We start from the raw sequence: 20,355 nt of genomic DNA, 5'->3' as shown, positions 1-20,355 counted from the left end.
CCGGCGCCTTGCGATCGCACGCACCGTACGCCGCGCGGCCCGTCCTTCGGACGGACGGTGGAAATGTGCCACCGGACCCCAGCCGCAACCACACACCAACCCCTGAGGATCGCTGCATGCCTGGCATCACGCGCGAGGAGGTCGCCCACCTCGCCCGGCTGGCGCGTCTGGAGCTGAAGGGCGAAGAGCTCGATCACTTCGCCGGTCAGCTCGACGACATCATCGGCGCGGTCGCCCGCGTCTCCGAGGTCGCCGACCAAGACGTACCGCCGACCTCCCACCCGCTGCCGCTGACCAACGTCATGCGCGCGGACGAGGTCCGTCCGTCGCTCACCCCCGCGCAGGCGCTCTCCGGCGCCCCGGCCCAGGAGCAGCAGCGTTTCAAGGTGCCGCAGATCCTGGGGGAGGACTAACCGCCATGACGGACATCAGCGCCATCATCAAGCTCACCGCGGCCGAGATCGCCGGAAAGATCGCCTCCGGCGAGCTGACCGCCGTCGAGGTCACCGAGGCCCACCTGGCCCGGATCGACGCGGTCGACGAGAAGGTCCACGCCTTCCTGCACATCGACCGCGAGGGCGCGCTCGCCCAGGCCCGTGCCGTGGACGCGAAGCGGGAGGCGGGCGAGAAGCTCGGCCCGCTGGCCGGCGTCCCGCTCGCGCTGAAGGACATCTTCACCACCAAGGACATGCCGACCACCGTCGGTTCCAAGATCCTTGAGGGCTGGGTCCCGCCGTACGACGCGACGCTCACGCAGAAGCTGCGCGCCGCCGACGTCGTCATCCTCGGCAAGACCAACATGGACGAGTTCGCCATGGGGTCCTCCACCGAGAACAGCGCCTACGGCCCCACCGGCAACCCGTGGGACCTCACCCGTATCCCCGGCGGCTCCGGTGGCGGCTCCTCCGCCGCCCTCGCCTCCTACGAGGCCCCGCTCGCCATCGGTACGGACACCGGCGGCTCGATCCGCCAGCCCGCCGCCGTCACCGGCACCGTCGGCGTCAAGCCCACCTACGGCGGCGTCTCCCGCTACGGCATGGTCGCCTTCTCGTCCTCCCTCGACCAGGGTGGGCCCTGCGCCCGTACGGTCCTGGACGCGGCGCTGCTGCACGAGGCCATCGCCGGGCACGACCCGCTGGACTCGACGTCCATCGACGCCCCGGTTCCGCCGGTCGTCGAGGCCGCGCGCAACGGCTCCGTACAGGGCATGCGCGTCGGCGTCGTCAAGCAGTTCCGCGGCGAGGGCTACCAGGCCGGTGTCCTCCAGCGCTTCGACGAGTCGGTCGAGCTGCTGAAGTCGCTGGGCGCCACCGTCGTCGAGCTGGACTGCCCGTCCTTCGACCTGGCGCTCTCCGCGTACTACCTGATCGCGCCCTCCGAGTGCTCCTCCAACCTGGCCCGCTTCGACGCCATGCGCTACGGCCTGCGGGTCGGCGACGACGGCACGAAGTCGGCCGAGGACGTCACCGCGCTCACCCGCGAGGCCGGCTTCGGCGACGAGGTCAAGCGCCGCATCATCCTGGGGACGTACGCGCTCAGCTCCGGCTACTACGACGCGTACTACGGCTCGGCCCAGAAGGTCCGCACCCTCATCACCCAGGACTTCGCGAAGGCCTTCGAGCAGGTCGACGTGATCGTCTCCCCGACGACGCCGACCACCGCCTTCCCGATCGGCGAGCGCGCCGACGACCCGATGGCGATGTACCTCGCGGACCTGTGCACCATCCCCACCAACCTGGCCGGCAACTCCGCCATGTCGCTGCCCTGCGGCCTGGCCCCGGAGGACGGTCTGCCGGTCGGACTGCAGATCATCGCCCCCGCCATGAAGGACGACCGGCTCTACAAGGTCGGAGCGGCCGTCGAGGCCGCCTTCGTGGAAAAGTGGGGGCACCCGCTGCTTGAGGAGGCTCCGTCGCTGTGAGTGCCATGGCAAAGAAGGCCAGTAACTTCAAGAAGTCCAAGACCGGGCTGTACATCTCGCTCGGCAGTACCGCGTTCGGCGCGATCACCGTCGCCAAGCAGGCGAGGCTCGCGCGCGAGGACAACGACGTGCTGCGGCTCGTCGACGCTGCGGTCTCCGCGGCCGCCATCGTCACCGGACTCGCGATCCTCTATCGCGAACTGAAGCGTCTCGGCGACGACGACGTTCTGCTGGGCTGAGAGGGAAAGTTTCACCGTGACTGTCACCGACCTGGTGTCGTACGAGGACGCGCTCGCGTCCTACGACCCCGTCATGGGCCTCGAAGTCCATGTCGAACTCGGCACCAAGACCAAGATGTTCTGCGGCTGCTCCACGGAGCTGAAGCAGGACGCCAACTCCCAGACCTGCCCGGTCTGTCTCGGACTGCCCGGCGCGCTGCCGGTCGTCAACGAGATCGGCGTGGAGTCGGCCATCAAGATCGGCCTCGCGCTCAACTGCGAGATCGCCGAATGGTGCCGATTCGCCCGGAAGAACTACTTCTATCCGGACATGCCGAAGAACTTCCAGACCTCCCAGTACGACGAGCCGATCGCCTTCAACGGCTATCTGGACGTCCAGCTGGAGGACGGCGAGATCTTCCGGGTGCAGATCGAGCGCGCCCACATGGAGGAGGACACCGGCAAGTCGACGCACGTCGGCGGCGCCACCGGCCGTATCCACGGCGCGTCGCACTCTCTGCTCGACTACAACCGGGCCGGCATCCCGCTCATCGAGATCGTCACCAAGCCGATCGAGGGAGCGGGCGCCCGCGCCCCCGAGGTCGCCAAGGCGTACGTCGCCGAGCTCCGCGAGCTGATCAAGGCTCTCGGGGTCTCCGAGGCCCGCATGGAGATGGGCCAGATGCGCTGCGACGTGAACCTGTCGCTGCGCCCGCACGGCCGCGAGGAGTTCGGTACCCGCTCCGAGACGAAGAACGTGAACTCGCTGCGCTCCGTCGAGCGGGCCGCGCGCTTCGAGATCCAGCGGCACGCCGCGGTGCTGTCCTCGGGCGGCACGATCGTGCAGGAGACCCGGCACTTCCACGAGGAGGACGGCTCCACCACGGCCGGCCGCATCAAGGACAACGCCGAGGACTACCGCTACTTCCCCGAGCCGGACCTGGTGCCCGTGGCGCCGGCCCGCGAGTGGGTCGAGGAGCTCCGCAAGGGCCTCCCCGAGCTTCCCCGGCTGCGCCGGGCGCGGCTCAAGGAGGAGTGGGGCGTCACCGAGCACGACATGCAGTCCATCCTCAACGCGGGCGCGGTCGACCTGATCGTCGCCACCACCGAGGAGGGCGCCCCCTCCGACCAGGCCCGCAAGTGGTGGATGGGCGAGCTGGCCCGTAACGCCAACGAGACCGGCCGCGGCCTGGACGAGCTGCCGATCACCCCGGCGCAGGTCGCCCGGGTGGCCGCGCTCGTCGCCGCGGGCGACCTCAACGACAAGCTGGCCCGCCAGGTCATCGAGGGTGTCCTCGCGGGCGAGGGCGACCCGGACACCGTCGTCGAGAAGCGCGGCCTGAAGGTCGTCTCGGACGAGGGCGCGCTGTCCACGGCCGTGGACGAGGCCATCGCGGGCAACGCGGCCATCGCGGACAAGATCCGCGGCGGCAAGGTCGCGGCGGCGGGCGCGCTCGTCGGCGCGGTCATGAAGGCCACCCGCGGCCAGGCGGACGCGGCACGCGTGCGCGAGCTGATCCTGGAGAAGCTCGGCGTCGAGGGCTGATCCCGGCCGATCACGCCCTGAAGGGGCGGTGCACCCGTGTTCCCCACGGGCGCACCGCCCCTTCAGCCGTGCACCACCGCTGCCTGAGAGCCTGTCGGGTGGCCTTCGATCGGGCGGCCACGCCCTGGCACGCACGCCCACGGGCACGCCCCCGAGCCGGGTCACTTCACCCGGCCCGGCCTCGCGGCCGTACCCGCGACGCTCCTCGACTCCACGCTCGCGCTCCGGGCATCGCTGCACCTCATCGGGGTGTGAGGGAGCCGGCAGGCGGGGTGTGGGCGAGCAGGTACGCGGAGTTGGACTTCCGGTCCGGCCTGTTGGACGTTCACCACCGGTCCGTACGCAGTCCTTCCCGATGCCACCTGGGCTGACTAGCTTCCGGGCTGTACCCACCGGAACCAGGAGGCTCTTTTGACCACGGACATGTCACGGCGACGGCTCTTCGCGCTGGGCGGCGGCGCACTCGGCGCCGCCGCTGCCGGGTCGTTCCTGCCGCCCTCGCTCCAGGCCGCCATCGCCGCGCAGCCCGCCCACGCGGGGTCCGGCGGGCTCGGAGCGATCAAGCATGTGGTGATCCTCATGCAGGAGAACCGTTCCTTCGACCACTACTTCGGCACCCTGCGCGGCGTACGCGGCTTCGGCGACCGTAACGCCATCGAGCTGCCCACCGGCGGGACGGTCTTCGAGCAGCCCGGCGCGGCCGGCTCCGCCGTGCTGCCCTTCCCGGTGCGCGGGGCGGCCGAGGAGCAGAAGAAGGACCTCCAGTACATCGGTGCCCTCGACCACTCCTGGAACGGTGGCGCGAAGGCCTGGGGCGGCGGCTGGATGAACGGCTGGATCAGCGCGAAGACCGCGGCCACCATGGCGTACTACGACCGCCGGGACATCCCGCTCCACTACGAGCTGGCCGACACCTTCACCGTCTGCGACGCCTACCACTCCTCGATCCACACCTCCACCAGCCCCAACCGCAACCACCTGTGGAGCGGGAAGACCGGCTTCGAGCCGAACGGGAAGCGGGCCGTCGGCAACGACGCCTACAGCGAGGGGACCCACCCCGGCTACGACTGGTCCACCTACGCCGAGCGGCTGGAGAAGGCCGGGCGCAGCTGGCGCACGTACACCGAGTGGGAGAACTTCACCGACAACCAGATCGAGTTCTACGCCACCTTCAAGGCGATCGCCCGCAAAGCCCTCGCCAGGACCGGCGGCCACACCTACATGGAAGCCTTCTACGCGAAGGTCCGCGGCGGGTCCGAGGCCGAGCGCGAGCGGCTCCTCGGGCTGCTGGAGGAGGGCGTCGCCACCCTCACCGAGCAGGAGCGCAGCCTGTTCGAGCGGGGGCTGCGCCGGGTTCCGACCGGGACCCTGGCCGAGGAGTTCGCCAAGGACGTGTCGGCCGGGACGCTCCCCGCGGTCTCCTACCTGGTGCCCTCGGCGATCGACTCCGAGCACCCGAGCGTGTCCTCGCCGGTGCACAGCGCGACCATCGTCTACAAGGTCCTCGACGCCCTCGGCAGGAACCCGGACGTGTGGCGGCACACCGCCGTGCTGATCAACTACGACGAGAACGACGGCTTCTTCGACCACGTCCCGCCGCCCGTCGCGCCCCCCGAGGTGACCGACGAGCAGTGGGAGGGCCGGCCCACCGGCCTCGGGATCCGGGTGCCGCTGCTGGTCGTCTCGCCGTGGACGGTCGGCGGCTACGTCTGCTCCGAGGTCTTCGACCACACCTCCGTGATCCGCTTCCTGGAGCGCTGGACCGGCGTGAAGGAACCCAACATCAGCGACTGGCGGCGCCGCGTCACCGGCGACCTCACCTCCGCCTTCGACTTCACCCGGGCCCGGCGGCAGCCCGCCGTCGAGCAGCCCGGGGCGATCCCGCCGCTCAGCGGCCGCTGGCAGCCGAAGCCGCCCGCCGTGCAGCAGCTCCCCGAGCAGGAGCCCGGCGCACGCCCGGCGCGCCCGCTGCCGTACCAGCCGGACGCCCGGGCGCGGCGCTCGGGTGACGCCCTGCGGGTGGACCTCGCCAACAGCGGCCGGTCCTCCGCGCACTTCGCGCTGTACCCGTACGCCGGCGAGTTCCCGGCCCCGCAGCACAAGGACGTCCGGGGCAGCGCGCACTGGACCGTCCCGCTGAGCGGCGACGCGTACCGCTTCACGGTCACCGGGCCGAACGGCTTCCGGCGCGAGTTCGCCGGACCGGCCGACGGGGGAGCGGAGGTCGCCACCCGCATCGACCACCGCGACCGCGACCTGCACCTCACCCTGCGCAACACCGGCCACCGGCCCCTGACCTTCCTGGTGCGGCCGCTCGGCTACGTCGACGAGGACGACGTGCGGGACTGGACCCGCCGCGTCACGGTCAAGCCCGGCCGCAGCCGGTCGCTCGTGCACTCGGCGGCCGACGCCCACGGCTGGTACGACCTCGTCGTCACGGCCGAGGGGGAGGACGGCTTCCGGCGGCGGCTCATGGGCCACATCGAGAACGGCCGCGCCAGCGTCTCCGGCTGACCGGGCCCGACGGTCGTGTCCGACGGCCGTATCCGATGGTCGCATCCGATGGTCACAGGGCTTGAACCGTCCCCTGTAGGGAACAGATCAAGCCCTGTGAGCATGGCCACGAAACGGACAAAGGATCACGTTCTGCTGGCAGAGTGGCGATCTCAGGTCATGAGACGTTTGCGGGCAGATCACGCTATCTGCGAGTAAAGGTCCACGAACCCGCAGGGAGCTCATACGTTGGCTGCCATCGCCCGCTGGTGCATCAGGCACCGCCTCGTCGCCGTCCTCATCTGGCTCGCCGCGCTCGGCGGGACCGCCGCCGCGGCGGGCTTCGCGGGTTCGGCGTACTCCAACGACTACGAGGTCCCCGGCACGGAATCCGGCCGGGCCACCGAGCTCCTCTCGCGTGGCTTCACCGACCTCGGCGGCGACACCGACACCGTCGTCTGGCACACCACCGGCTCCACGGTCACGGCCGCCGACGTCGAGCAGACCATGACCCGGACGCTCCACCGAATCGAGAGCCTGCCGGGCGTCGGTGGGGTCACCGGCCCCTACGGAACGGCCGGTCCCGGCCAGATCAGCGAGGACGGCCACACCGCCTACGCCACGGTCACCTTCGACCGCGCCGCCGACGAGATCCCCGCCTCCCAGGCCCAGGCCCTCGTCGACACCGCGAAGGCCGCCGAGGCCGACGGGCTCCAGGTCGAGCTGGGCGGCACCGCCGTCGCCCTCACCGAAGCGCCCTCCGCCCATCTCGCCGAGGGCATCGGCGTCGTCGTCGCGGCCGTCGTGCTCTTCCTCGCCTTCGGCTCGCTCGCCGCCAGCCTGCTGCCCATCGCCACCGCCCTGGTCTCCGTGGGCACCGCCTACGCGGGCATCGTGCTGCTCGGCCATGTCATGACCGTCGCGGACTTCGCCCCGATGCTGGGCATGCTCATCGGGCTCGGCGTCGGCATCGACTACGCCCTGTTCATCGTCACCCGGCACCGCAGAGGACTGCGGCGCGGCATGTCCGTCGACGAAGCGGCGCAGAACGCGGTCACCACCACCGGCCGCGCGGTCGTCTTCGCCGGGGCGACCGTCTGCATCGCCCTGCTCGGCATGCTGATCCTGCGGCTCGGCTTCCTCAACGGCGTCGCCATCGCCGCCTCGCTCACCGTCGTCCTCACCGTCATGGCCTCGGTCACCCTGCTGCCGGCCCTGCTCTCCCTCATCGGGATGCGGGCTCTCAGCCGCCGCGAACGCAGGCAGCTCGCCGAACACGGGCCGAGGCCCGAGCTGCCCACCGGCCTCGCCGCCCGCTGGTCGGCCTTCGTGGAGCGGCACCCCAAGTTGCTGGGCGGGATCGCGGCCGTCGTCATGCTGGTGCTCGCCCTGCCCGCCCTCGGCCTCCACCTCGGCACCTCCGACCAGGGCAACAACCCGGCCGGCGCCACCACCCGGCAGGCCTACGACCTGCTCGCCGACGGCTTCGGGCCCGGCGTCAACGGCCCCCTCACCGTCGCCGCCCAGCTCGACGGCGCCGACGACCGGCTGGCGCTGGACTCCCTGCCCGGGAAGCTGCGCACCACCGACGGCGTCGCCTCGGTCAGCCCGGTCACCTACAACAGCGCCGGTGACACCGCCTTCCTCACCGTCGTACCCGACTCGTCCCCGCAGTCGCAGGACACCAGCGAACTGGTCGACCGGATCCGGGGCGAGGTGCTGCCGCCGGTCCAGGACAAGACCTCGCTGGAGGCCCATGTCGGCGGGGTGACGGCGAGCTACGACGACTTCGCCGAGATCATCGTCGGCAAGCTGCCGCTCTTCGTCGGGGCCGTCATCGGGCTCGGCGGCCTGCTGCTGCTCCTGGCCTTCCGGTCCATCGGCATACCGCTCAAGGCCGCCGTGATGAACGTGGCCGCAGTCGCCTCCTCCTTCGGCGTCGTCGTGGCCGTCTTCCAGTGGGGCTGGGGCAGCGAACTGCTCGGCCTCGGCAGTGCAGGGCCCATCGAACCCTTCCTCCCCGTGATCATGGTCTCGGTGCTCTTCGGCCTCTCCATGGACTACCAGGTCTTCCTGGTCGGCCGGATGTACGAGGAGTGGCTGGAGACCGGCGACAACCGGCGCTCCGTCCGGGTCGGCCTCGCCGAGACCGGCCGGGTCATAAACTCCGCCGCCGTGATCATGATCTCCGTCTTCCTCGCCTTCGTGCTCAGCGGCGACCGGGTCATCGCCATGTTCGGCATCGCGTTGGCCACCGCCGTCGCCCTGGACGCCTTCGTCCTGCGCACCCTGCTGGTGCCCGCCCTGATGCACATGCTCGGCGGGGCGAACTGGTGGCTGCCGGGCTGGCTGGAGCGGCGGCTGCCCCGGATCAGCATCGAGCCGCCCGACTGCGTACCGCTCCATGCGAAGATCCCGGTGGCACGCGATTCGGAAGAGGGCGCCGGGCCGGTGATGGTCCGGCCCGCCGCGAAGGAGCACGATGTTCGCCATATCCCTGGGTGACGACAAGGCGGAGCTACGGCCGCTGGAGGTCTGGCAGGCCGAGGAGTTCCTCGACCACATGGACCGGGCCCGGGAGGGGGTCGACCCCTGGATCCCGTTCGCCTCCTTCGCCACCGACCTGGACTCGGCGCGCGCCCTGCTCAGGCGGTACGCGGAGAAGCAGGCGGCGGACACCGGGCGGCTGTACGGCATCTGGCTGGACGGCACCCTCGTCGGCGGCGTCCTCTTCCGGATCTTCGACGCGGCATCCGGCAACTGCGAGATCGGCGTCTGGCTGGAGCCCGCCGCCCAGGGCCGCGGCCTGATCACCCGCGCCGCCGAGCGCCTCATCGACTGGGCGGTGTACGAGCGCGGCATGCACCGCGTGGAGTGGGACGCCTCCGCCGCGAACACCCGATCGATCGCGGTGGCGAAGCGGCTCGGGATGACCCGGGACGGCGTGATCCGGCAGAACTACCTCTACCGGGGCGTACGTCACGACTCGGAGGTCTGGTCCGTCCTCGCCCCGGAATGGCGGGCCCGCGGCGGGCGCTGAGCCCCGGCGTCGCCTCGTCGTGGCCCCGTCGCTCAGAAGGCTCTCATCCGGGCCCTCTGGCGTGCGGCCCATGAACACCACGCCCCCCAGGACGACGACCCCTTCCACGACCACCCCGACCGCCGGGACGACCGACCCCGCAGAGGGCACCGCCGCTGCCACACCGCACTCGGCGGCCAGCCACCCATCAGCAGAGTTGACAACCCTGCGGGTCAATACATCTAAGGCGCCTGCCCACCCCTCGGACAGGGGGTAGGCGCGTCCCTGGCCCGTCTCTAAGGCGCCCGGCACCGGGAAGATGCGGAACTCGCCCGATGCGGTGCCCCCTCCTGGCCGACGACAGTGGACACACGGCGGACACCGGGCCCCGGCCGACCGGCCGGGCAGCCCCCCGTCCGCTGCCACGACCAGGAACCAGGGGCACTCCATGTACGAGTACGAGCTCTACCGCGCCACCTCCGCCGAGTTGATCCGCCAGGCCGACGCCGAGCGCGAGATCGGCCGGGCCCGCCTCGCCCGCCGGGCCGTCCGCCGCACCGGACGCGGGGACCCCGAAGGGAAGGTGATGGAGGACAAGCGCTCCCGCTTCGCCCCGGCCGCCTGACGGTGTCCCGGCCCGGGACGACCACCGAGCCGGGACCCGACCGCGCCCGGAGCATGATCACCGTCCGCGGAAAGGGCCCCGCCGCCTCGTACGCGTATGCGATGCTCGGCAGCGTGGAGACCAGGTCAGTGAGCCCCGTGTTCGTCGGGCGTGCCGAGGAGCTCGCCTCGCTCACCGAGGCGCTCGCGCGTGCCGCGTCCGGCGACCCGCAGGCGCTGCTGATCGGCGGCGAGGCGGGCGTCGGCAAGACCCGTCTCGTCGAGCAGTTCGTCACGGCGGCCGGACGGCGCGACGCCGTCGTCGCCGTCGGGTCCTGCGTCGAGATCGGGGCCGACGGACTGCCGTTCGCCCCCTTCCCGACCGCCCTGCGCGCCCTGCGCCGGGCCCTGCCCGAGGAGATGGCCGCCGCCGTCGCCGGCCAGGAGGGCGAGCTGGCCCGGCTTTTGCCCGAACTGGGCGAGGCGCACCGGGACGCGATCGACGAGCACAGCATCGCCCGCCTCTTCGAGCTCACCGCCCGGCTGCTGGAGCGGATATCCGCCGACCGGGCGGTCGTCCTCGTCCTGGAGGACCTGCACTGGGCGGACGCCTCCACCCGGCACCTGCTCGCCTACCTCTTCCGCACCCTCGACAGCGGCCGCCTCATGGTCGTCGGCACCTACCGCGCCGACGACATCCACCGCCGCCACCCCCTGCGCCCGCTCCTCGCCGAGCTGGACCGGCTGCGCACCGTCACCCGCGTCGAACTCGACCGGTTCAGCCACGACGAGGTCGGCCACCAGCTCGCCGGCATCCTCGCGGAGACCCCCGAGCCCGCACTCGTCGACGAGATCTTCGACCGCTCCGACGGCAACGCCTTCTTCGTCGAGGAGCTGGCCCGCTCCCTGGAGTGCTGCGGCGACAGCTCCGGGCTGACCGAATCGCTCCGCGACCTCCTGCTCGTCCGCGTGGAGGCGCTCCCCGAGCACGCCCAGCGGATCGCCCGACTGGTAGCCGAGGGCGGCTCCTTCGTCGAACACGAACTGCTGGCCGCCGTCGCCGGGCTCGGCGAGGACGACCTCGACGAGGCCCTGCGCGCGGCCGTCGGCGCCAACCTGCTGCAACCCGCGCCCGACAACGACGGCTACCGCTTCCGGCACTCCCTGGTCCGCGAGGCCGTCAGCGACGACCTGCTGCCCGGTGAACGCACCCGCGTCAACCGCCGGTACGCCGAAGCCCTGGAGGCCGCCCCCTCCCTCGTCCGCGACGACGAACGCGCCACCCGCCTCGCCAGCTACTGGTACGCCGCCCACGACGCCGCCAAGGCCCTTCCCGCCGTGCTCCGGGCCGCCGTCGAGGCCCGCCGCCGCTACGCCTACTCCGAGCAACTGAGGCTGCTGGAAAGGGCGATGGAGCTGTGGGACGACGTTCCCGACGCGGTACGCGCCACTCTGCGCCCCTTCGACTACGCGGAGGTCTACCCGGCCTCCGGCTGCGACCCGGAGAACGCGCCGCTGCGCTACCTGGACGTGATGGCCGAGGCCACCGTCGCCGCCCACTTCGGCGGCGACCGCAAACGTGCCCTGGCCATCTCCAAGAAGGCCATGCGGGTCCTGGCCGCCGAGGCCGACCCGCTGCGCGAGGCCTGGTTCCTGGTGCAGCGCAGCCGGCTGGTGCAGGGGCTCGACAAGGGGGACGGCTGGGAGGAGCTGGCCGCCGCGCAGGAACTGGTGCGCGGGCTGCCGCCGTCCCCCGTGCAGGCCGACGTCCTGACCAATGTGGCCAGTTGGCGGGCGCTGCACCAGCCGGGCCCGCAGGCTCTCGAGGACAGCGACCGCGCCGTGGAGTACGCCCGGCTCGTCGGCGACGAGTACATCGAGCTGCACGCCCGCCTCACCCGGGGCTGGCTGACCGCGGACGCGGGCGGCGTCGAGGACGGCATCGCCGAGATGTACGCCGTCCGGGACCGCGCCGAGCAGCTGAACCTGATGAACCTCCTCGGCCGGGTCAGCGTCAACCTGCCCTCCTCGCTCGAAGCGATGGGCCGCTCGCTGGAGGCCGTCGCCGCCGCCGACCACGGCATCGAGATCTGCCACAGCCACGGCCTGGCCGACTCCGGGGCGTGGGTGTACGCCAACCAGGCCCAGTCCCTGTTCTCCCTCGGGCACTGGGCCCAGAGCGAGGCCGCCGCCGCGTCCTCCGCCCGCCTGGCGCTGGGGCCCAAGTCGAAAGGCCTCGCCGCCCTCCGCCGTACCGAACTGGCCGTCGCCCGCGGGGACCTCGCCGAGGGGGAGGAGCTGCTCGCCCTGGTCCGCAAGCACTACGGGCAGCGCGATCGGCAGCACCAGCACCTGATCGACCCCGTCCGGCACGGCATGGTGCTGGCCGCCTCACAGGGCAGGCTCGCCGAGGCGCGGGCCGCGTTCGAGGAGCTGGCCCGGCCCGGCTTCCCGCCCGGCACCCAGCGCTACGCCCTGCCGCTGCTCCGTACCGCCGCCATGATCGAGGCCGACGCCCGCGGACTGCCCGCCGCCGAACCGGACCGTGCGGAGCTGCTGGCCCTGATCCGCCGGTGCGTGAAGAACCTCCCGATGCTCGTCCCCGTATGGGTCGCCTACGGCGTCTTCATCGAGGCGGAGCTGGCCCGGGCGGAGGGTACGGACACCCCCGAACACTGGGCACGCGCCGCCGAGGCCTTCGGCCCGCTGCGTCGCCCGTACCAACTGGCCCAGGTCCACCGCCGCTGGGCCGAATCCCTGCTCATCGCCCCCGGCGACCGGTCCGCCGCCACAGCCCTGCTGCACCGCGCCCTGGAGGCCGCCCGCCGGCTCGGCGCACGCCCGCTCGCCGAGGCGGTCGAACAGCTGGCGGCCCGGGCCCGCATCACCCTGGGCGGCCCCGGAGCGGGACCCGGCCCCGGCTCCGGGATCCACCCGGCCGCCGTACCCGCCGGAGGGAGCCCCGACCATCCGTCGGCCGACGAACAGGACCCCGCCATCGCCGCCGTGGCGTCCTTCGGGCTGACCCCGCGCGAGCAGGACGTGCACCGGCTGGTGGCGGCCGGGCACACCAACCGCAGGATCGCCGAGGAGCTGTTCATCTCGCCGAAGACCGCCAGCGTGCACGTCTCCAACATCCTGGCCAAGCTCGGTGTCTCCAGCCGGGGCGAGGCGGCCGCCCTCGCCCACCGCCTGAGGCTCTACCCGGCCGTGTGAGGCCCTCTTCCCGGGGCCCTACGGCTCGGGCCCCTCGTCCGCGCGGCGCTCCGGCCCGCTCACCGGTTTCCCGGGCCGGGGCCGGTCGAGCACGGCGTCCTGCTCGGGCGCGACCGGCCGCTTGCGCCCGTTCCGGGGCTCCGGACCGTCGTCCGGGGCCGGGGCGCGGACGGTCACCTTCCCGGAGGTCAGATCTATCGGCCCCCGGTTCGGATCACCGATCCCGAGATCCACCCGGCTCAGCTCCAGCCGCTTCCGCTCGTCCGAAGTGTGCTTGCGTCCCGGGGCGAAGAGCTCCTCGAAGAAATTGAACACCAGCCGTGCTCCCTCCGACATGCCGCTCGGGCGGGCCGGTCACCGCACTTCCACCTGGAGGATCCTGTCGTCCCCGGGCTTCTGCGTGCCCCGTCCGTCCGTGTTGCTGGTGACCAGCCACAGGCGGTCGCTCCCCGCACTCACCACAGTGCGCAGGCGGCCGTGCTTCTCATCCAGGAACGACTGGGGGTCCGCCAAAGGTTCCTCCGCCTTCTCGCCGGACAGCGGAATCCGCCACAGCCGCTCGCCCCGCAGCCCGGCCATCCAGATCGAGCCCTCCGCGTAAGCGATCCCGCTGGGGGAGGCTTCCGACGTCTTCCACTGCGCCACCGGGTCGATGAACCCGCCCTCGCCCTCCTTGCCCTCGGCCTCGGGCCAGCCGTAGTTCCCGCCGGGCTCGATCAGATTCAGCTCGTCCCAGGTGTTCTGGCCGAACTCGGCGGCCCACAGCCGCTTCTCCGCGTCCCAGGCGAGCCCCTGAACGTTGCGGTGCCCGTACGAATACACCACCGAGTCCGCCTCCGGATTGCCGTGCACCGGCTCGCCGTCGGGGGTCATCCGCAGGATCTTGCCCGCCAGCGACTCCTTGTCCTGGGCCAGTCCGGTGTCCCCGGTCTCGCCCGTGCCCGCGTACAGCATCTTGTCCGGGCCGAACGCGATCCGGCCGCCGTTGTGGATGCTGCCCTTGGGGATACCGCGCAGGATGGTGTCCGGGGCCCCCAGCTGCTGTCCCGCCGGGCGCTTCTCGTCGTAACTCATGCGGACGATCCGGTTGTCGGACGTGGTGGTGAAGTAGGCGTACACCAGCTGGTCCGCGCCGAACGTGGAGGAGACGGCGAGCCCCAGCAGCCCGCCCTCGCCCGCCGGGGACACCCCGGGCACCGAGCCCAGCAGCGTCTGCTTCCCGTTCTCGCCGTCGATCCGGTGGACCGTGCCCTCGTCACGCGAGGCGACCAGCAGATCACCGCCCGGCAGCGCGGCGAGACCCCAGGGCGACTTCAGGTTCTCGGTCAGCGTCGAGACCACCTTCGCCGACCCCTTCTCGGGCGGCAGCTCCCCCGGCCGGCTCGGCGAGGCCGGGGGAGCGGAGTTCCCCGAGGCGGCCGGGGTACCGGTGGGCCGCCCGGACGAACCCCCGCCCCCGTCGGCGGAACACGCCGCCGACAGCAGCAGGGCGGCCGACGCCAGCGCGGCCACCACCCCCCTGCGCATCGCCGGGGACTGCACAGGTCCGAACAGAGCACCACGCACGGAACCGATCCTTTCGACGGTTGCCCGACTACCTGCTCCCACACCTTGTACCTACACCGTGTTCCCCCACGGCGACCGGTCCAGGAGTTCTTGATGCGGCCATTCTCCCGCCGCGGCCCCTGCGATGCTCGGTGCGGCGAGGGCCGGTCCCGCGCTGCTCAGTCCCACGACTCGCGGGCGGCGGGCAGAGCGTCGATCTCCGCCAGGTCCCGGTCGCCCAGGACCACCCGCGCCGCCCCGGCGTTCTCCACCGCCCACCGCTCCCGCTTGGCCCCCGGCACCGGCACCACGTGCGGACCCTGACGCAGCACCCACGCCAGCGCCACCTGGGCCACGGTCGCCCCCCGGCGCTCCGCGACCCGCCGCAGACCGGCCACCACCGGCTGGTTCGCGGCCATCACCTCCGCCGTGAACCGCGGATGCCTGGCCCGCAGGTCCTCCGGCTCGAAACCCTGGCCCGGCTTCAGCGTCCCGGTCAGATAGCCGCTGCCCAGCGGCATCGCGGCCAGCAGCCCGACCCCGCGCGCCACGCACCACGGCAGCAGCTCCGTCAGCGCCTCGCGCGACCACACCGACAGCTCCGCCTCGACGGCGCTGACCGGGAAGACCTGCTGGATCCGCTCCAGTTGCCGGATCGTTCCCTCGTGCGGCCCCTCGCCCGACCGGCGCGGCGCCCGCGCGCCCACCGCGCACAGCCCGAGCGAGCGCACCTTGCCCGCGGTGACCAGCTCCGCCATCGCGCCCCAGGTCTCCTCCACCGGCACCTCGGGGTCGGCCCGGTGCAGCTGGTACAGGTCGATCACATCGGTCTGGAGCCGCCGCAGCGAGGCGTCACAGGCCCGCCGGACGTACCCCGGCCGGCCGTTGGCGACGATGTGCTGATCGCCCACCAGCAGCCCGCACTTGGTGGAGACGAACGCCTCATGGCGACGGCCCTTCAGCGCCCGCCCCACCAGCAGCTCATTGGTGAACGGCCCGTACATGTCCGCGGTGTCGAGCAGCCGGACGCCCGCGTCCAGCGCCGCGTGCACCGTCCGCACCGAACGGTCGCCGAGCTGCTGCGACGCGCTGTAACCCCAGCTCATCGGCATGCAGCCCAGCCCGACCGCACCCACGGCAAGCCCGGCCGCCCCGATAGTCCTGCACTCCAACTCCCCGAACCTCCCTAGGCCCTGTCTGACGATTCCCGTCCGCCTCACGACGCCATGCACGCACTCGCGCCGCACCGACCCCGGACCCGAGTACGTCCAGTACGAGGGCCTGGGGCCGGCACGCCGAGAGCACGCACCTGACGCCGCGCGGCCGCCCTGCGGGCGACGACGGGAATTGTCAGACACGCCCAAGACCTTCCTCGTTCCCGCGGTCACGGGGCCGCACCGCACCCAAAAGTAACCTCTGGTCTCTCCGGGCCCCCGCGCAGCCGTCCTGGAGCGCTCGCACACCCGTCGCATAGCCTCCTGACCATGACTGCGACGACTGCCGACGTGTGGCTGCCCTTCCCGGCCGAGGAGATCGACGGGCTCCCCGGGGGCTTCAACTACCTCTTCTGGGACGGCGAACCGGACTACCCCGCAGACCCGGCCGACTGTGCCTACTACGTCGTGCCCTACATGAAGGGCCCCGAGGTCGCGGTGCGCCCGCTCGCCGCGATGGGCGCCGTCCAGGTGGTGCAGACGCTCTCCGCCGGCATCGACCACGTGGAGCCGGGCCTCGGCCTGCTGCCCGCCGGTGTGCGGCTCTGCAACGCCAAGGGCGTGCACGAGGCGTCCACCGCCGAGCTGACGCTCGCGCTGATCCTCGCCTCCCTGCGCGGTGTCCCCGGGTTCGTCCACGGCCAGGACAGGGAGGAGTGGCGGTCCGGTTTCTACCCCGCGCTCGCCGACAAGTCCGTCCTCATCGTGGGGTACGGCTCCATCGGCTCGGCCATCGAGGACCGGCTCGTTCCGTTCGAGTGCGCGCGGGTGGCGCGCGTCGCGCGCTCCGCACGAACCACCGCACGCGGCCCCGTGCGGACGCTCGGCGATCTGCCCGCCCTGCTGCCCGAGGCCGACGTCGTGATCCTCTCCACCCCGCTGAACCCGTCCACGCAGGGGCTGGTGGGCGCCGACTTCCTCGCCGCGATGCCCGACGGCGCCCTCCTCGTCAACGTCGCCCGCGGTGGAGTCGTCGACACCAAGGCCCTGCTTTGCGAACTCGAGTCCGGACGGCTGCGGGCCGCACTCGATGTGACCGACCCGGAACCCCTGCCCGCGGGCCATCCTCTCTGGCATGCTCCGAATGTCTTGATCACGCCTCATGTGGGCGGCAGCACCTCGGCGTTCGAACCGCGCGCGAAGCGGCTGCTGGCCGCGCAGCTCACCCGGTTCGCCGCCGGGGAGCCGGTGCACAACGTCGTGACCACCACCGGCTGACGCGCCGTGGCGGCCACGCTACGGGGTGGTCCGGATGCACGCAGTGCCGCTCACCTCGTCTTTCGTCACGGAGCGTAGAGAATCTATGGCCCTGAGTGACGGATCTGGTGTATCGTCCGATCCGGGGGGCTGCGCCGTGGAAGGGACGGCGCGGGGGGAGCACCGGAACGCGAGGGGGCGACGGGCGATGCGCTGGCCATGGAAAGACGATCCGACGCGGACGGGCGGACGGTTGCGGCCGCCCGCGCCGAGGGACCACGGCACCCGCAGATGGCCGGATCCCCGCCCCGGACCGGCCTCGCCGAAGCGGCCGCGCCCGGGCCGGAGCGAGCGGCGCCGGAGGGTCCCCGCGGGGTGCCGGACGCCGGGGAGCACGTGCCCGGCGGGCCCGGGGCGGGGAGTCCCCCGGTGAGCGCGCTGGGGGCCCTGCTCGCCCCGCGGTCCGCCTCCGGCTCCGCGGGGATGCGGTCCCGGATCCTGCTCGGCTTCGTCTGCGCGGCGTATTCGGTGGGAGCCGCCGTCGGCTGGGGTTCGCCACAAGTCGCTGTCTTCATGGGGGACTTCGGTCTCGCTGCGGCAGCACTGATCGCCGCGGTCTCCTGCTTCCTCTACGCACGGGCGGGCGCGGGCCGACTGCGGCCCGCCTGGCTGCTGTTCTCGCTCTCCTCCCTCATGGCGGCCTGCGGAAACGCCGTCTGGGGCTGGTACGAGGTGATCCTCGGCGTCCCCGTGCCCACCCCCTCCCTCGCCGACGTCTTCTTCCTCTGTTTCGCGCCGCCCGCCATCGTCGGGCTGCTCGTGCTCGCCAAGCGCCCCGTCACCCGCGCCGGCTGGGTGTGCCTGGCCCTGGACGCCTGGCTGATCGGCGGCTCGCTGCTCACGCTCGCCTGGAGCCTCGCCCTCGCGCACACCACGCATCTCGCGGGCTTCCAGGACGCCAGCGTCGCGCCCGCGGCACTGTCGCTGGCCTACCCGCTGCTCGACATCGTGCTCGTCTCGATGGTGCTCGCCCTGCACTTCCGCCGGGCCGGGGTGAACCGCTCCGCAGTCAACACCGCCATCGCCGCCCTGGCGCTCACCGTGCTGAGCGACGCGGTGTTCACCTCGCCGCTGCTGCGCTCCACCTATCACTCGGGCCAGCTCCTCGACGCCGGCTGGTTCGCCGGGTCACTGCTCCTCGCCTACGCCCCCTGGGGCGCCCGGCGCGCGGCCCGGCCGGCCGGCCGCCCCGGGCCCCCCCGCGCCATCGCCAGCCGTCCGATCGCCGGCTCCCTGGCCGCCCTGACCCCGTACCTCGCCGCCGCCGTCTGCACCCTGGGCATCCTGTACAACGTGGTCGACGGCCGCCGGGTGGACCGGGTCGTCATCTTCACCGGCTGCACCGTCGTCCTGGCGCTGGTCGTCCGGCAGGGCATCATGCTCCTCGACAACATCTCCCTCACCCAGGAGCTGGCCCAGAAGGAGAATCACTTCCGCTCCCTGGTGCAGGGCTCCAGCGACGTCATCATGATCGCCGCGCCCAACGGCACCCTGCGCTACGTCAGCCCTGCCGCCGCCGGGGTCTACGGGCGCGAGGCGGAGGACCTCGTCGGCTCCGAGCTGTCCTCGATCATCCACCCCGACGACCTCGGCGGCGTCGTGCACGAGCTGCGGCGCTTCCTCGCCGCCCCGCCGCACGAGGAGCCCACCACCCGCATCGAGTGCCGTTTCCGCTCGGGCGCGGGCGACTGGCTCAACGTCGAGTCCACCGTCAACCGCCACCAGGGCGGCCTCCTCCTCAACAGCCGGGACGTCACCGAACGGGTCAGGCTCCAGGCCCAGTTGCAGCACAACGCCGAGCACGACCCGCTCACCGACCTGCCCAACCGGGCCCTGTTCACCGCCCGGGTCCGCCAGGCGCTCGGCGGCCGCCGCTCCGGCGACCCCGGTACCGCCGTCCTCTTCATCGACCTCGACGGCTTCAAGGCGGTCAACGACACCATCGGCCACCAGGCGGGCGACGAACTGCTCGTCCAGGCCGCCCGCCGCCTCCAGGACTCCGTCCGGGCCGGCGACACCGCCGCCCGGCTCGGCGGCGACGAGTTCGCCGCGCTCATCATGGGCGACGGCACCCGCGACCAGGGCGCCCGGGAGTACCAGGTCCACGAGATCGCGGACCGGCTGCGCCTCACCCTCTCCCAGCCGTACCGGATCGGCCCCAGCGAGGTCCGGGTGGCCGCCTCCATCGGCGTCGCCTTCGCCGAGCCCGCCATCAGCCCCACCGACCTCATGCGCAACGCGGACCTCGCGATGTACCGCGCCAAGGCCGGCGGCAAGGACCGGGTCGAGCTGTACGCCCCGCAGATGCAGGCCGACGTCGTGCGCCGCTCCGAGCTGGCCACCCGGCTGCGCACCGCCCTGAGCGACGGGGAGTTCGCCCTGCTCCACCAGCCCGTCGTCCACCTCGCCAGCGGCTCCGTCGCCGCCGTCGCCGCCCAGGCCCGCTGGCGCTCCGCCCAGGGCATCCTGTTCACCCCCGCCGAGTTCCTCCGGGTCGGGGGTGACGACGACCGCACCGCCGAGCTCGGCCGCTGGCTCCTGGAGGAGGCGGTGGCCCAGGCCGCCGACCGGGCCAGGGCCGGGCACCACGTCTCCGTCTCCGTCCGGCTCCCCGCCGCCCGGCTGCTGGACGCGGTCCCGCCCCCCGGCTCCATCGAGGCGCTGCTGACCCGCCACGGCCTGCCCTCGGGCGCCCTGATGATCGAGGTCGCCGACAGTGACCCGCGGGTCTCCTTCGACGCCCTGGAGCAGCGCCTCGTGGCCCTGCGCCGGCTCGGCGTACGGATCGCGCTCGACGGCTTCGGCAGCGGCTTCGCGGCGATCAACGCGCTGCGGCGGCTCCCCATCGACGTACTGAAGCTCGACCGGAATCTGGTCGAGGGCGTGGTCGAATCGGCCAGGCTGCACAAGATCACCAGCGGTCTCCTGCGGATCGCCTGCGATCTCGGCCTCCAGTCCGTCGCCGACGGCGTCGACGTCCCCGAGCAGGTCCTCGCGCTGCGCGCCATGGGCTGCACCCACGGCCAGGGGATGGCCTTCTCGGGCCCGCTCGACGAGTACCGGCTGCGACGCGCCCTGGTGCGCGGGGAGTTCCCCGTGCCGGGCATTCCGAGCCCCCGGCCGGTGATGGCGGGCGGCCCGATCCCGCTGCTCACCGGATCACATGCTGAGACGCCCGTCCCACCCACTTGACACGTCATGCGTGCCGGAGAGAGGGTCAATGCCATGCGCACCCGAATTCTCGTACTTGGAAAGCGCGTCGGCTGAAGCAGAGTCACTCCACGACACTCTGCGGACCGCACCCGGCGCGCTCCCCTCGCTTG

General features: G+C 72.4%; 14 protein-coding genes. 11 read left to right on the top strand and 3 right to left on the bottom strand.

The window, feature by feature from the left end:
* The first annotated feature begins 116 nt into the window (after positions 1–116).
* The 9 genes from gatC to IG90_RS0126670 all read left to right on the top strand — a co-directional run bounded on the left by gatC (position 117) and on the right by IG90_RS0126670 (position 13,016).
* Complete coding sequence (gene gatC, locus IG90_RS0126710; RefSeq protein ID WP_003966094.1) at positions 117–413, top strand: Asp-tRNA(Asn)/Glu-tRNA(Gln) amidotransferase subunit GatC; 297 nt, start codon at positions 117–119, stop codon at positions 411–413.
* A gap of 5 nt (positions 414–418) precedes the next feature.
* A complete protein-coding gene (gene gatA, locus IG90_RS0126705; RefSeq protein WP_030589648.1) occupies positions 419–1,921 on the top strand; it encodes an Asp-tRNA(Asn)/Glu-tRNA(Gln) amidotransferase subunit GatA in 1,503 nt (500 codons plus the stop codon).
* Between the two features lie 5 nt (positions 1,922–1,926).
* The gene (locus IG90_RS0126700; protein WP_030589646.1) at positions 1,927–2,160 is read left to right on the top strand and encodes a hypothetical protein; all 234 of its coding nucleotides are present in this window, start codon (positions 1,927–1,929) and stop codon (positions 2,158–2,160) included.
* 16 nt (positions 2,161–2,176) lie between these two features.
* Positions 2,177–3,685, top strand: coding sequence for an Asp-tRNA(Asn)/Glu-tRNA(Gln) amidotransferase subunit GatB (gene gatB, locus IG90_RS0126695; protein ID WP_030589644.1), 1,509 nt, complete (start codon positions 2,177–2,179; stop codon positions 3,683–3,685).
* Between the two features lie 411 nt (positions 3,686–4,096).
* Complete coding sequence (locus tag IG90_RS0126690; protein WP_030589641.1) at positions 4,097–6,199, top strand: phosphocholine-specific phospholipase C; 2,103 nt, start codon at positions 4,097–4,099, stop codon at positions 6,197–6,199.
* Positions 6,200–6,427: 228 nt separating this feature from the next.
* Positions 6,428–8,683: an MMPL family transporter gene (locus IG90_RS0126685; protein WP_030589638.1), complete on the top strand. Its 2,256-nt coding sequence runs from the start codon at positions 6,428–6,430 to the stop codon at positions 8,681–8,683.
* Positions 8,661–9,218, top strand: coding sequence for a GNAT family N-acetyltransferase (locus tag IG90_RS0126680; RefSeq protein ID WP_030589635.1), 558 nt, complete (start codon positions 8,661–8,663; stop codon positions 9,216–9,218). Before IG90_RS0126685 ends, IG90_RS0126680 begins: the two co-directional genes overlap by 23 nt.
* Before the next feature lie 427 nt (positions 9,219–9,645).
* Positions 9,646–9,822 (top strand): hypothetical protein, encoded by a 177-nt coding sequence (locus tag IG90_RS44930; RefSeq protein WP_164493910.1) that lies wholly within the window; start codon positions 9,646–9,648, stop codon positions 9,820–9,822.
* 53 nt (positions 9,823–9,875) lie between these two features.
* The gene (locus IG90_RS0126670; RefSeq protein WP_030589633.1) at positions 9,876–13,016 is read left to right on the top strand and encodes a helix-turn-helix transcriptional regulator; all 3,141 of its coding nucleotides are present in this window, start codon (positions 9,876–9,878) and stop codon (positions 13,014–13,016) included.
* An 18-nt stretch (positions 13,017–13,034) separates the two neighbouring features.
* Here the strand turns inward: IG90_RS0126670 and IG90_RS0126665 are convergent, their stop codons facing one another.
* The 3 genes from IG90_RS0126665 to IG90_RS0126655 form a co-directional block, all read right to left on the bottom strand.
* Positions 13,035–13,331, bottom strand: a complete 297-nt coding sequence (locus IG90_RS0126665; RefSeq protein WP_033894673.1) for a DUF6191 domain-containing protein — start codon at positions 13,329–13,331, stop codon at positions 13,035–13,037.
* Positions 13,332–13,370: 39 nt separating this feature from the next.
* Positions 13,371–14,582 (bottom strand): PQQ-dependent sugar dehydrogenase, encoded by a 1,212-nt coding sequence (locus IG90_RS0126660; RefSeq protein ID WP_030589627.1) that lies wholly within the window; start codon positions 14,580–14,582, stop codon positions 13,371–13,373.
* A 158-nt stretch (positions 14,583–14,740) separates the two neighbouring features.
* The gene (locus IG90_RS0126655; protein WP_030589623.1) at positions 14,741–15,697 is read right to left on the bottom strand and encodes an aldo/keto reductase; all 957 of its coding nucleotides are present in this window, start codon (positions 15,695–15,697) and stop codon (positions 14,741–14,743) included.
* Positions 15,698–16,045: 348 nt separating this feature from the next.
* On the opposite strand from IG90_RS0126655, the gene IG90_RS0126650 reads away from it, so the two are divergent.
* Positions 16,046–16,993, top strand: coding sequence for a 2-hydroxyacid dehydrogenase (locus IG90_RS0126650; protein ID WP_030589620.1), 948 nt, complete (start codon positions 16,046–16,048; stop codon positions 16,991–16,993).
* A 408-nt stretch (positions 16,994–17,401) separates the two neighbouring features.
* Positions 17,402–20,224 carry a putative bifunctional diguanylate cyclase/phosphodiesterase gene (locus IG90_RS0126645; protein WP_030589617.1) on the top strand — a complete coding sequence of 941 codons (2,823 nt, stop codon included), beginning with the start codon at positions 17,402–17,404 and terminating at the stop codon, positions 20,222–20,224.
* The last annotated feature ends 131 nt before the right edge of the window (positions 20,225–20,355 follow it).

It is taken from the genome of Streptomyces anulatus, from assembly GCF_000721175.1.
GTDB classification, from domain to species: Bacteria; Actinomycetota; Actinomycetes; order Streptomycetales; family Streptomycetaceae; genus Streptomyces; species Streptomyces anulatus_C.
Note: the sequence above shows the minus strand (reverse complement) of the source record. Positions and strands in the feature narration are given on the sequence as shown.